Consider the following 12,767-nt stretch of genomic DNA (forward strand, 5'->3'; position numbering starts at 1 on the left):
TGGAGACCGTGAAGCGGGTGGACAACTTCAATGCGGGCCCGGCGGCGTTGCCGCTCGAGGTGTTGGAAGAGGTGCGCGAGGAGCTCATCGACTTTCGCGGGACGGGCATGAGCGTCATGGAGATGAGCCACCGCAGCAAGGAATACGAGGCTGTGCACAACGAGGCGCAGGCGCGGCTCAGGCGGCTTCTCGGGATTCCCGACGACTACCGCGTCCTGTTCTTGCAGGGCGGGGCGAGCCTGCAGTTTGCGATGATTCCGATGAATTTCCTCGGCGACGGCCGCCGCGCGCTGTATGTTCTGACCGGCGCGTGGTCGGAAAAGGCGCGAGATGAGGCCGTGCGCTTCGGCGAGGTTGTGGTCAACGATTGGGCGACGGCGGGCGGCTATCGCGACATCCCGGACCGCATTCCCGAGGACGACGGCGCGTTTGCGTACGTGCACATCACGTCCAACAACACGATCTTCGGGACGCAGTGGCCCCAGTTTCCCAAGACGCTGTCGCCGCTCGTGGCCGACATGTCGAGCGACATCTTGTCGCGCCCCATCGAGGTGACGGACTTCGCGCTCATTTACGCGGGCGCGCAGAAGAATCTTGGGCCGTCCGGCGTCACGGTCGTGATCGCAAAAGACGAGTTTTTGGCGGGGGAAAACGCGAATTTGCCGACGATGCTCCGCTACAGCACGCACGTCAAGTCGAACTCGCTCTACAACACGCCGCCCACGTTCGCCATCTATATCATGGACCGCGTGCTCGCCTGGGTCGAGCGGTTGGGCGGACTCGCCGCCGTGGCGGAGCGCAACCGGAAGAAGGCGGCGCTCGTGTACGAGGCCATCGATCGCCATCCTCAGGTGTACCTGGGCCACGCGGAGAAACGGGCGAGATCGCAGATGAATGTGACGTTCAGGCTCGCGAGCGAGGAACTCGAGCGGGCGTTTTTGAGCGAGGCGGCGGAACGAGGATTCGTGGGGCTGAAGGGCCACCGCAGCGTGGGCGGCTGCCGCGCGTCGCTGTACAACGCGGTGCCCGTTGAAGCGGCGGAGCGGCTGGCGCAGTTCATGGACGACTTTGCCCGCCGGCATTGACACGAGGAGGACGGGATGTTCAAGACGGTTTTGTTCGATGTCGACGGTGTGATGCTGAGCGAGGAGCGGTACTTCGACGCTTCCGCGCTCACGGTGCACGAGCTTTTGACGAGCGATCGCTTCCTCGGCGTGCAAACCGTGTCGCCGCCGTTTACGCCGGCGCCTGACGATGACACCATCCGCGCCATCCGCCGCGATGTGTTTCGCCGGGACGAGGTGCTCGAGGGCCTGAAGAACATCGGCGTGAACGCCAACTGGGACATGGTGTACTTCGTGTTCGTGGCCGAGTTGGTGCGCGCGCTCGAGGTGGCGAATTCTCGCTCTAGCGACGTGGTTGCGCAGGCTCAAGCGGTGCTCGATGCAGGCTGGACGGAGGCGTCACTTCGCGCCCTCGGCGAGATCGTGCGAAGCGTGGTCCCGGAGTACGTGGTGCAATGGGACGGCTACGGGGCCCTGTACGAAGGAGCCTCGTCGCGATCGGAACTGATGGAGCGGGCGCGGACCGCGCTCGCCCGCTACGCGCCAAACGCCGATGCGCACGCGCTGTGGCAGGTCGGGCAGGAGACGTTCCAGGAGTGGTATTTAGGCGATGCGTACACCGGCAAGGCCACGGGGAAGGCCGGGTTTCTCACGAGTGAGTATCCCATCGTCGATCCGGCCGCGTTCGCTGCGCTCCTCGCCGACCTCAAGGCGGCGGGGGTGACGCTGGGCATCGCCACCGGGCGGCCGGAAATCGAGACCCGCGTGCCGCTCACGCACTTTGGCTGGCTCTCCTTTTTCGATCCGGCGCGGGTGACGAATGCCTCGGACGTGGTGGCGGCCGAAGAGCAGGCGCCACACGCAAGGCCCCTGTCGAAACCGCACCCGTTCTCGTACTTGCGCTCGCTTCGCGGCGAACGCGATGTCGCGAAACTCCTGCAGGTGGAGCTCCCCATCCCAGGCCTTCGCGGCGAGGTTCTCATCGTAGGCGATTCGATCGCCGACAAGCTCGCGGCGGACAGGCTCGGCGCGTCGTTCGCGGCCGTCCTCACCGGGCTCGAAGGCCAGGCGGCGCGGCCCAAGTTCGAGCGGCTCGGTGCCGAATACATTTTGAACGACGTTCTGGAGCTCCGGCGCGTCCTGGCGCTGACGCCGGTGGACTGAGCGGGGGCTTGGCCCCCGCCGTCTTGGCCCCCGCTGTCGCCGTGCCGATGGGACCTTCCCGTCGATCGCGACTGCCCAGGCGATGCAGAGCGCCTGGGCACGGCGTGCAGCTTGGGAGGGGCGATGGATGAGAAATTTTGTGCTTGCAGATGCGGCACAATCCTGCTATGATAACAATCGTCGCTTGGCTTTATGCCGACGCGGAGAGATGTCCGAGTGGTCGAAGGAGCACGATTGGAAATCGTGTAGGCGGTCAACGCCGCCTCGTGGGTTCGAATCCCACTCTCTCCGCCAGACGATTCCTGTGGCGGCGTAGCTCAGTTGGTCAGAGCACACGGTTCATACCCGTGCTGTCGGGGGTTCGAATCCCTCCGCCGCTACCAAGTGCCACCTTGGCTCAGGGGTAGAGCAGCTCACTCGTAATGAGCAGGTCGTCGGTTCGAATCCGACAGGTGGCTCCATAAAGGCCGCGTGACGTCGCGGGACATGGGCGAGGCTCCGAAGTGTTCGGAGCCTCGCGTTATTTTTTACCTGAGAAGGGATAGTCCATTCTAGGGCGAATTACAAGTACTGTCGTCATCGTCGCCGGGATTGACGCGCCCTCATTGGGTGCTGGAAAGATAACAAGAGGTGATGCATTCAATGGCGTATGAGTCCATACAGGTGCATGACATTGTAGATAGGGCCGTTCGTCATGTGTGGAGTATTCCTGAGTTCCAACGAGGCTTTGTCTGGAAGGCGACGCAGGTCAAAGATTTGGTCGAGTCGTTGTGGCTTCGCTATCCAATTGGAAGCTTTCTTTTATGGAAAAGTGAGGGGAACCGTCAGGTTCAATCGGCTAGAGATGCAGGTGTACCATACTTATGGGTGGTCGATGGACAACAGCGTACAACCGCGCTGTGCATCTTGTTCGGACGGAAGCCCTACTGGTGGCACGACGTGGATGAGTGGAACCGGACACTCGAGAAATACGACATTCGTTTTGACGTCGAGGCAAAAGAACCTCCATACTTTCTCATTGCTAATGCTGTCATAAAGAAGATGAAGGCTCCTCGCTATATTCCAGTAAGAGAGCTCCTGAACCTAGACACCAACAAGGATGCAGACCAGCAAAAGCTCAGTAACCTCGCGACGGACATTAAACGAAACGGATTGTGCAAACACATGGATGCGATGGAGGTTTATACGAGGCTCGATCGAGTGCGTCGAATCCGAGACGCCGATATTGTTACTGTGACCATTGATCACGAGCTCGAAGATGTGGTAGAAATTTTTTCTAGGCTCAATAGTAGGGGGACCCGTGTCACGGAGGCGGACATTTATCTGGGAGTCGTCGCTGCACGAACTCCAGGTTGGATCCGAGAGTCTTTCCTGCCGTATCTTCGCGAACTGGAAGACAGCGGATATGCGATTAGCCCTAATTTGTTGTTTCGGTGTATTACAGCCATAGGGGTAAAAAAGGTTCGCTTCAAGGAGGTGGACGAAGCCTTTTGGACATCGGAGACCATCCAAAGCACTTGGCAGCGCACGAAGGATGCGTGGAAGAGTCTCATTGGTCACTTTAGGGAATACGGTATTTTTGGAAGTCGTCCCCTACCTACAGAAAATGCGCTTGTCGTCTTAATCGCTTTGATCGATCGGTTTCGCGAAGGCCCCTTCAATCTCATGCTATATTGGTTCCTTCAGGCTTCAAGGTTTGGGCGTTACAGTACATCCTCATATACAGCAATGGAAGAGGACCTTCGCGACATCGGCGAGGCGGAGTGTCTCATTGACGCTGTTCGCAAATTGTTGTCGAGGTTGAACCACAACACCCCTTTCGATGCAGAGGACTTCCTGCGCGACTATGGTGATTCGCCGTTTGGAAGGTTTCTTTTGTACCTTCTGATTTATAAACAGAGGGCATTGGATTGGGATGAAAGAGAACAGCGCATTGGCTTTGAAGGCCTTCAGGCTCTGGCCGACTTCAGACCCCAATGGCATCATATCTTTCCGAGGAAATTTCTCCAAGGACGAGTACCTGACGACAAAGTCGATGCTCTAGCAAATATTGCAGTCATTGGTCCTAAGGCGAACATTCGCATTAACGCGCAGTCCCCCATGGACTACCTTAGACGCTACAAGATTACGCCAGAAAAGTTGAGGGCTCAGTTCATAGAGCAAGACATTCAGACCTGCACCATTGACGATTACGAACAATGGCTTTGTAAGCGGGCGGAGCGACTCGCTGAAGCCGCGAATGCCTTCTTTGCTGAACTTAAGGTCGGCGCTAATGTATGACGCCGCACGGCATGTACGTCGTGAAGCTGCCCACCAAACCTATTCCATACTTCGGGAGGCCATCGCATGAAACCCCTGTACCGCGCCGTCTTAGCGTTGACGGCCGCCAGTGTGATCGTCGCGGGGTGTGGCTCGCCTACAGCCGCGTCGAATCTAGCATCCTCTGCGCCTTCTGCTGCGCAGGGTGCCTCTCCAGCGCGCAGTGTGGCCCCAAACGGGATCGCGCACAACGTATCACGCCAAGACCATGGGCAACACGGCGCGTCCTCGGGGCTTTCGGCGCCGCCGGCATCCGCGGCACCTGCGGCATCTGCAACAGCGGTGGCGACGCCCTCCGGCGTCGGCTGGTATGCGGTGCCCCTAGGCCGCGCGTATGGCGATCTCGCCGCGATCGCCGGCGTGGATCCGGAAGGCGCGCGTGTTCGTCTCGTCGTTCGAGCGGATGCGCAAGGCTCAACGGCAAAAGCGCGCTTGGAAGACGCATGGTTCACGCCAAGCACAGGCGCCTTCCAACCTGCAGGCAGCGTTCCCGCTCAAACGCAGCGCTCGTACGCGGGCCCAGTGCACCTCGTGTTCAGCAACACGTTTCCAACATCGTTTCAGCCCGTGCAGGTAACCGTGGAGGTGGATGGGAGACACGCGGCCAAGTGGCCATCCGCGGTGCCGATGTACGGTTCGCTCGTGAATCCCGAGACGCTGTCGCCGGGATCGTGGGACAACGTGGTCCTGGGCCAGGTCGGCGATTGGGTGTGGGTGGCGCTCAAGGGCCCTCAATACCCGCCGCTCTATCCGCATTCATGGCCCATCACTTGGGGATTTCGCGTGTGGAATCGCGTGGTGGCGTTCAACGTCGTGACGGGCGCAGCCGTGGTGTACAGCGTCCCGCGCAGCTACGGCCTCGGCTCATGGAGCGAGCTGACCACGCCCAACGAGATCCTGCCGTCTTTCGCGGAGGCGGGCGGCCGCGTGTATGTGGGCATTGGCGAGTGGCTGGGCGTGCTCCCCGCCGTTCCGCCGGGCCAGGTGCCCGCAGGAGCGGTGCATGCGTCGTCAGTGGCGATCCGCCTGGCGCCAAACGCCGCCTACGTCGCACAGGAAGACGAGCGCGCCCTGGACACGCTGCGGTCCTTCACCGACGAAGCGGCGCGGGTCCTTGCGAGTTACTGGGACACAGAAGCCGGTGTGCACGTCTCCGGTGTGCCCGCCTTCTCGTTCTACCAGCGCGACATGGAGAGAGCTTGGAATCTCGATCCCGCCATTGTGAACCACGGCGATTTGCCGACGGAACTTCTCTGGGCGATGAGCTTCCCGGTCGCGACGGGATCAGAGGCCGTGATGCGCCGCCGCCTTTCGTCGGAAGTCCTCTCCATGCTCCAGAGCCCGTTGCAGCAGGATGCCTATGGCATGGTCGTCAAGACGCCGAGCCAGGTGATGGCGCAGTTCCACGGCCGACCGCCCCTCCAGTTACCCGGATTCTCAATTCGCGGGAATGCCTATGTCCCAAATTCCTAACGTCAAGGCGCCACACCGACACCCCGCGGCCTGTGCCTGCCGGGGTGCCGGTGTGTTTCGCTGTGTGGAGTCCGTCTCAGGCTGGCAGAGGGTTTCGCGGCACCCATGACCTCGACGTCACAGCTCGGAGACGCGAGTCCTCGTGATGAGGGACGCGATCACGGCCACAGCCCCAAGCGCGGCGGTGATGGCGAGCCATGCGCTCGGCGCCGAGATGACCATCGGGCCGACGGCGTCGGGCAAAATGGCCACGCCGACGTTCGACGCCAAGCTGTAGCCCGCGGTATTCAACCCAGCGCTGCCGGCGTCCTCTGCCCGCTTCGCGGCCTCCTCCAGCGCGAGCGTATACCAACCATTTCCGAATGCTCCGGCGAGGAAGTAGATGATGCTGACAAACGTCCCGTTGGCGGGCGCGCGCCCAATGAGCGACAGGCCCATCAGGAGGACACACACCCACGTGAGCACCGCGAGGACGGCGATGATGGGCTTGGGTCTGGATCGGCCTTCGGCGAGTGCGCCAAACACCATGGCTCCGACAGCCGAGCCGATGAAGGTGAGTCCAGACAAGAAGCCGCCGAGCGCCTCGGCGTGTGCCACGTGCAGGTGGGTGAGCGCCGTGGACGTGATCCCGCCGAACATGACGCTGGTCGACGAGACGACAAAGCCGACGAGCCACCACGGGCTGTAGGTCAGGCGCACGCGAAACCCGGTGTGTGCCGCAACCGGCGGCAGGCGGCGCAGCGCCACGAGCAGCCAGATGCCCACGAGTGCGTTCAAAGCGAATCCCAGCCAGAGTGCGCCAGACAGGCTGAGGTGTGCGCTGGTCAGCGCGCTGAGGCCCATGCCCAAAAACAGTGCGCCGATGGTCATTCCCGTTCCCGCGCGGAGGCGGCGGACGCCGCTCATGCGCAGCACGGCTCCGATGGGCGCGATGAGGAACGGGTAGGCGATCGCGGCGAGGACCTGGCCGATGAGGAAGAGCGCGTAGGTGTGGCTCAGGGCGCGGACGAGCAGGCCGACGGCCGAGATCGACAGGGCGAAGGTGAGGACGGGCCGCGGCCCGCGGCGTGCCGCCCAGAGTCCGGCCGGGATGGAGCCGACCACCATGGCGTATCCGTACATCGACACGAAGATGAGGATGGACGAGATGGACGCGTGAAGTTGGCCGGCCAGCGTGGGCACGAGGGGTGCCAGCATGAACCAAGCAAAGCCGAGGGAAAAGGCCAGAGCGACGTACGGCGCGATGATGGACGAGCGATGCATGGAATTTCACCTCCTTTCGGCTCTCTTCATCATACGCCAGTTGGGTCGTCGGTAGGGATCTCTCTTGCCAACAGGACGGATCGGTGCCTGTACGGATGGTCCTTTTCATCCTCTTGTCACCAAGTGTATTATGTGATTTAATACAATCAATACAATTGACATCATGCGGCCGAGGAGGGGCGCGACATGACCTTGGACCCGCCCTGGGAGGTACCCGCGTGGGAGTTGGATCCCGCCGAGCCTCTCTACGCGCAGATTGCTCATCACATCCGAGTGGAGCTAGCCGCATCCCGCCTGCGGCCGGGTACGCGTCTGCCTTCGGTGCGCGATCTCGCCGCGAGGCTGCGGGTCACGCCGAACACCGCGATGCGGGCGTATGCGGAACTGGAAGCCGACGGCCTCATCGAGACGTTCCGCGGGCAGGGCACGTTTGTGGTGCGTCATTCCGAGGTCGCCCTTCGAGCGCGCAGGCGCATTGCCCGGCAGGCGTTCAATCATCTCAAGCGTGTCGCGGATGAACTCGGCATGAGCGTCGAGGAGCTCGTTCGGCTCGGCGAAGAAGAAGGTCAGGAGGGATGAGGATGGCCGTGATCGCATGCGAAAACGTGGACGTATGGCTGAGCGGGCGGCCGATTTTGCGGGGGATTCACGTGAACGTAGAGGAGGCCGAGATGGTGGGCCTTTTGGGGCCGAATGGCGCGGGCAAGACGACGCTTCTGCGCACCATTGCTGGACTGATTCGGCCCGCGGGCGGAACGGTGCGCGTACTTGGAGAGGCCTCTGGCTGGCGCACGCTCCGCCATACGGCGCTTTTGCCGGAGCGGGGGCAGTTGCCGGGGTGGCTCACGGTCAGCGAGTGGCTGAGGTACGCGAGCGGCCTGTATCCAGACTGGGACCAGGCAAGCGCAGAGCGCCTCGTGGAAGAGCTCAAGCTGCGCGCGACGGTTCCCATCGCCCGACTCTCGCGCGGAGAAGGTGTGCGCGTGGGACTTTGCACCTGCCTGGCCCGCCAATGCCCCGTCGTGCTGCTCGACGAGCCATTCACCGGGATTGACTTCATGTCGCGCGAGACCATCGCGTCGGCCATCGTGCAGGCTTGTGCGGAGGCTCGGCGCACGGTCGTGATCGCCACGCACGACGTGCGCGAGTTTGAGCCGCTGCTCGATCGCGTCCTGTTTTTGCGCGAGGGCGTGATCGTGGCGGACGAGTCGGCGGAGGAGATCCGCGCGCAAGGGCGCTCGGTGGCGTCCCGGTACCGGGAGGTGTTCAGCGAATGATGTCTCTCAGCGGGTTCGCGGCGCTGTGGCAATTTGAAATGTCGCGCCGGAAGGGGAGACGTCGCCCGGTGAGCGCGCGTGTGGGCGCGTTTTTCGTCATGGTCGTGTGTTCGCTCGCCGTCGGCGCGGCCTTGTGCGCCATTGAGTCGTATCCGTGGGAGCGACTCTGGCTCATCGCCCTGAGCACCTGGTGGATGATGGGGACCATCAGGGTCACGTCGCACGGAGGGCTTGGCGCCATGACGCTTCTGCCCTATTCCCGCCTGCAGCTCACGATGGTGCGAGCCGTCGCAGCGTATGCGCGTCTCACCGCCTGGCTGGCCACGGGATTCGTTCTCTTTTCCTCGGGATCCCTGGTCTTGGGCGCTCATCGTGCCCCTTCGCTGGGACGCGCTTGGTTGTGGACGATCGCGACACTTGCCGTGACCAACGCGGGGCTTGCACTCGTCTCGGCCGTGCGAGACATTCTTCAGAGTGATCGCATTCGCTGGCTGGCCACAACCGCCGATGGTGCAGGTTCGGCGGTCTTCATCCTTCACGTGGCCGCATGGGGACATGCGAATCCTCTATCGAATGTGCACGCGTGGTGGATCGCCGCGTTGATATGCGTGTTCGTTGGCGCGGTGTCCGCCGTGATGGGCACGCGCCGGTGGGCGCGTGGGGCGTGGCTGTTGCCTCGGGAGGACGCCGTGGACCGAGTCGGGGAAGAAACGGTGGGCTTGTGGCGTCTGGATCGAGGCCAAGCGCGCGAGCAGGGCGAGCATCTCGCGAAGCCTCGGGCGAGTGGGCGTAGACGCTTGGCGGAACGACCGTACGCTCAAACCTTCGGCCTAGCCGTTCACATGTCGATGCGGCGCGCGGTGTGGCCCTTTGGGGGGCGGGGTGCCCTGCGAATGGGCACGCGAACCGGCTTGGCGAGCGTGCTCGGCCCTGTGGCCGTGCTGGTGGTGCTCGTCCTGCTCAATTGGCATACGCGTCATCTGCCCGTCGTTGTCTCTCGCATCGAGGACGGCATGCTCGGCGGCGCGTGGCTATGGTCCATGTTCAGCCCGTTTTCCGTGCTGTCTGTGGTCGAGGGCCTCGGCGATTGGTTCCGGGGCTGGCCCGTGCGGAAGGGCGCCGTGCTCGCAGGCTTTGCCTTGATCGAGAGCCTCGGCACGTGGGTGTGGATTTCGTCCGGGATGCTGGCAGGCGTGATCGTCCTCGTGCACGCGGCTGGAGCGCACGCAGCGCAAGGTGCTCATCTGCGCGATCTCGCCCTGGCCTGGCTCATTGGTGGGTGTGCCTCCACATGGAACACGGTGGTCTCCGCGGCGCTCTGGCTCCGCCCCAAGCGCAGCCTGCTCTCCGCATGGTTCGTGTTGGATGTCCTTGTGGGCGTCTTGGGATCTGCGGATGGCGCACGCGCGGTGGCTTGGCTCGGCCGTGCGCCTCTCCCGGTGTCGTTGGCTGCCGTGGTGGGCGCTGTGGTATGCGCGATCGCGGCGCTCGCCCTGAGCCTTCGCACCGTGGACCACGCATGGAGAGACGGGGCGTCCTGAACATCGCTTTCGCGCCGGGCGCCTGTACGTCGCGCCCGGACGCTTGCCGATCGCGACATTCTTCGATATACTATACCCTGTACGGTATATATGGTGCAGGTGAGGAGTTGAGAAGCTGATGTCGTGGATCTGGCTCGTGTTGATCGCGTGTATCGTCGGGGTATGGGTATGGAGAAGTCTGCCTTCCAAGGGTGTCCGTTCGATCTCGCCAGACGAGCTCAAGCAGTTGCTCAAGGACAAGAAGAGCGGTGCGCAGCTCGTCGACGTGCGAGAACCCTCCGAGTTTCGTAGCGGTCACATCCAGGGTTTTCAAAACATCCCGCTTGGAGAGCTCGCCCATCGAAGCGACGCGCTCGATAAGGAGCGGCCGGTCGTCGTCATGTGCCGTTCGGGTGCGCGCAGTGCCCGCGCAGCCAAGTGGCTGGCGCGACATGGCTTTCGCGACGTGCGCAATCTCTCAGGCGGCATCATGGCGTGGAATGCCTCCAAACGGCGGACGTCGTAGCTCCCGCACGGCATGAAGGGGGCAGAAGCCATGGCAACGGTGAACCTGACAGAGAGGTCGTTTGCCGCGCTCCTTCGCGACGCGAGTCTGCCCGTGCTTGTGGATTTTTGGGCCCCGTGGTGCGGGCCCTGCCGGCTCATGGGGCCTGTGGTAGAAGCGGTGGCGCGTGCGTGCACCGGCGAGCTCATTGTGGGCAAGCTGAATGTCGACGATGCACCTCGCGTGGCCGAGACGTACAGGGTGATGAGCATCCCCACGCTGATGCTGTTTCGGGAGGGCGTGGTCGTGCTTAGGCTGCAAGGGTTGAAGCCCAAACACGAGGTGCTCGCCGCGCTGAAAACCGTTTGCAACGTCGGGAGGGATGTTGAATGAACCTGGATTGGGTCTACGTGAAAGACTCTCCTTATTCCGTGGATGAAACGGTCCACCGCCTCTCGGAGGCACTCAAGGCACGGCAATTTGGCGTCCTCTGGCAGATGGACGTGCCCGGGACCCTGCAGGCCAAGGGCATGCCGTTTTCGACGCCATACCGAATTCTCGAAGTGTGCAACCCGAAGGCCGCAAATGAGGTCTTGTCGCAAAATCTGCAAGTGGGTTATTTTCTTCCGTGCAAGATCGCCGTGTACGAAGAAGGTGAGAAGACCAAGGTCGCGCTTCCCAAACCGACGTCGCTCATCGGCTGGCTTGGGGATCCTGCTCTCCATCCGGTCGCTGCTCGCGTCGAGGAAGCGCTCGAAGACGCGGTAGCCGAGGCGGTGCATCCGTAACGCCTCTGAGCACTGCGCGGGGCTTGAAGCGCAGCAGCCGCCTGGCGGTCCGCGCGAGAGAGGCCACAGTATCCCATCGCCGTGGCCGGTCGGCCTACGCTGTGCGCGACGTGCGCATCGCCCGCTTTCTCGATAAACTAGTCTTATCCGTGTGCGTGAGCGGATCCCCACGGCGCCGGGGGTCGCGCGTTTCACCGTTCGTCTCAAAGGCATCCAGGGCGTGGATGTGCGCGGGGGTGTTTCCCGCCGATGCGCCGGTCCGGCGGTTGCGCCCCTTCCCGCTGAAACCGCTTCCGCCAACAAGCGGTCCTTTCGCGAGGCACGCCTCGGCGGGTGCGCCATCACGCGATGCCCGGGCGCCGGGATCGCCGCGGATCACAGCAACACATCTGCCGAGCCGGATCGCCAGTCCGCGTGGGCGCGCGGGGCTTTGCAGGATGAGCAGACGGAGAGGGTGGGCGATATGGAGTTTCGAAACATCACCGTCGCGGGTGGGGGCGTGTTGGGCAGCCAAATCGCATTTCAGACCGCGTTTCATGGGTTTCCGGTGGCCCTCTACGACATCTCGGACGAGGCGCTTGCGAAGGCCAGAGAACGGCTGGAAAAGTTGAAGCCCAATTACATGCGCGATCTCGGCGCCACGCGGGAACAGGTCGACGCTGCGATGCATCGCATCCGCTTGACCGCCGATCTCGCCGATGCGGTCCGCGATGCCGATCTGGTGATCGAGGCCGTGCCGGAGATCGCGCAGGTCAAGCGCAGTTTTTACGAGCAGCTGGCGAAAGTGGCGCCGGCGCACACGGTGTTGGTCACCAACTCGTCCACGATGGTCCCGAGTCAGTTTGCCGAGGCGACGGGCCGGCCGGAGAAATTCCTTGCCCTGCACTTCGCAAATACGATTTGGCGCAACAATACGGCCGAGGTCATGCGCCACCCGGGGACAGACGAAGGCGTGTTCCAGCAAGTGGTCGAGTTTGCCCGCTCCATTGGCATGGTGCCGCTGCCGATCTACAAGGAACAACCCGGCTATATTCTGAACTCGCTTTTGGTCCCGTTTCTCGAGGCCGCGCAGATGCTGTGGGTCAACGAGGTGGCCGATCCAGAGACGATCGATAAGACGTGGATGATTGCCACCGGAGCAAAGGAAGGGCCGTTCGGCATCCTGGACACGGTCGGCGTCCGGACGGCGTACAACATCGCGGCCGAGAAGGCAAAGTCGGGCAACGAGGCGTACGCTCGGCTCGCGTCCAAACTCAAGGAGATGTTGGATGCCGGCAAATTGGGCCGGGAATCCGGCGAGGGCTTCTATCAATACCCCAATCCGCGATTCAAACAGCCTGATTTCCTGCGCTGATCTGCGGGGCGCGAGCGAGAGAGGCTTGCTCGCGCCGCCT

Annotated in this window: 12 protein-coding genes and 3 tRNA genes; 14 read left to right on the forward strand and 1 reads right to left on the reverse strand. The window is 62.6% G+C overall.

The window, feature by feature from the left end; genetic code table 11:
• The first annotated feature begins 8 nt into the window (after positions 1–8).
• The 7 genes from serC (at position 9) to BW934_RS10675 (ending at position 6,020) form a co-directional block, all read left to right on the forward strand.
• Positions 9–1,085: a 3-phosphoserine/phosphohydroxythreonine transaminase gene (serC, locus tag BW934_RS10645; RefSeq protein WP_076347928.1), complete on the forward strand. Its 1,077-nt coding sequence runs from the start codon at positions 9–11 to the stop codon at positions 1,083–1,085.
• Between the two features lie 15 nt (positions 1,086–1,100).
• Positions 1,101–2,228: an HAD family hydrolase gene (locus BW934_RS10650; protein WP_076347930.1), complete on the forward strand. Its 1,128-nt coding sequence runs from the start codon at positions 1,101–1,103 to the stop codon at positions 2,226–2,228.
• Positions 2,229–2,430: 202 nt separating this feature from the next.
• Positions 2,431–2,522 (forward strand) — tRNA-Ser (locus BW934_RS10655).
• A 12-nt stretch (positions 2,523–2,534) separates the two neighbouring features.
• Positions 2,535–2,611, forward strand: a tRNA-Met gene (locus tag BW934_RS10660).
• 3 nt (positions 2,612–2,614) lie between these two features.
• Positions 2,615–2,689: transfer RNA gene (locus BW934_RS10665), tRNA-Thr, on the forward strand.
• 181 nt (positions 2,690–2,870) lie between these two features.
• Positions 2,871–4,508, forward strand: a complete 1,638-nt coding sequence (locus BW934_RS10670) for a GmrSD restriction endonuclease domain-containing protein (RefSeq protein ID WP_076347932.1) — start codon at positions 2,871–2,873, stop codon at positions 4,506–4,508.
• Positions 4,509–4,574: 66 nt separating this feature from the next.
• The gene (locus BW934_RS10675; RefSeq protein WP_076347934.1) at positions 4,575–6,020 is read left to right on the forward strand and encodes a hypothetical protein; all 1,446 of its coding nucleotides are present in this window, start codon (positions 4,575–4,577) and stop codon (positions 6,018–6,020) included.
• Positions 6,021–6,137: 117 nt separating this feature from the next.
• On the opposite strand, the gene BW934_RS10680 is transcribed toward BW934_RS10675, so the two are convergent.
• Positions 6,138–7,283, reverse strand: coding sequence for an MFS transporter (locus BW934_RS10680; RefSeq protein ID WP_076347936.1), 1,146 nt, complete (start codon positions 7,281–7,283; stop codon positions 6,138–6,140).
• A gap of 186 nt (positions 7,284–7,469) precedes the next feature.
• On the opposite strand from BW934_RS10680, the gene BW934_RS10685 reads away from it, so the two are divergent.
• From BW934_RS10685 to BW934_RS10715, 7 genes are all read left to right on the forward strand, one after another.
• Entirely contained in the window at positions 7,470–7,862 is a 393-nt protein-coding gene (locus BW934_RS10685) for a GntR family transcriptional regulator (protein WP_076347938.1), read from the forward strand.
• Between the two features lie 2 nt (positions 7,863–7,864).
• Positions 7,865–8,560: an ATP-binding cassette domain-containing protein gene (locus BW934_RS10690; protein ID WP_234969737.1), complete on the forward strand. Its 696-nt coding sequence runs from the start codon at positions 7,865–7,867 to the stop codon at positions 8,558–8,560.
• Positions 8,561–8,628: 68 nt separating this feature from the next.
• Complete coding sequence (locus BW934_RS10695; RefSeq protein ID WP_143232643.1) at positions 8,629–10,101, forward strand: hypothetical protein; 1,473 nt, start codon at positions 8,629–8,631, stop codon at positions 10,099–10,101.
• 118 nt (positions 10,102–10,219) lie between these two features.
• The gene (locus BW934_RS10700) at positions 10,220–10,606 is read left to right on the forward strand and encodes a rhodanese-like domain-containing protein (protein WP_076347944.1); all 387 of its coding nucleotides are present in this window, start codon (positions 10,220–10,222) and stop codon (positions 10,604–10,606) included.
• A 30-nt stretch (positions 10,607–10,636) separates the two neighbouring features.
• Positions 10,637–10,978: a thioredoxin gene (gene trxA, locus BW934_RS10705; RefSeq protein WP_076347946.1), complete on the forward strand. Its 342-nt coding sequence runs from the start codon at positions 10,637–10,639 to the stop codon at positions 10,976–10,978.
• Positions 10,975–11,373 carry a DUF302 domain-containing protein gene (locus BW934_RS10710; RefSeq protein WP_076347948.1) on the forward strand — a complete coding sequence of 133 codons (399 nt, stop codon included), beginning with the start codon at positions 10,975–10,977 and terminating at the stop codon, positions 11,371–11,373. The genes trxA and BW934_RS10710 overlap by 4 nt, the downstream gene beginning before the upstream one ends.
• 463 nt (positions 11,374–11,836) lie before the next feature.
• A complete protein-coding gene (locus BW934_RS10715) occupies positions 11,837–12,727 on the forward strand; it encodes a 3-hydroxyacyl-CoA dehydrogenase (protein WP_076348140.1) in 891 nt (296 codons plus the stop codon).
• Positions 12,728–12,767: the final 40 nt, after the last annotated feature.

This window comes from Alicyclobacillus vulcanalis (assembly GCF_900156755.1).
GTDB classification, from domain to species: domain Bacteria; phylum Bacillota; class Bacilli; order Alicyclobacillales; family Alicyclobacillaceae; genus Alicyclobacillus; species Alicyclobacillus vulcanalis.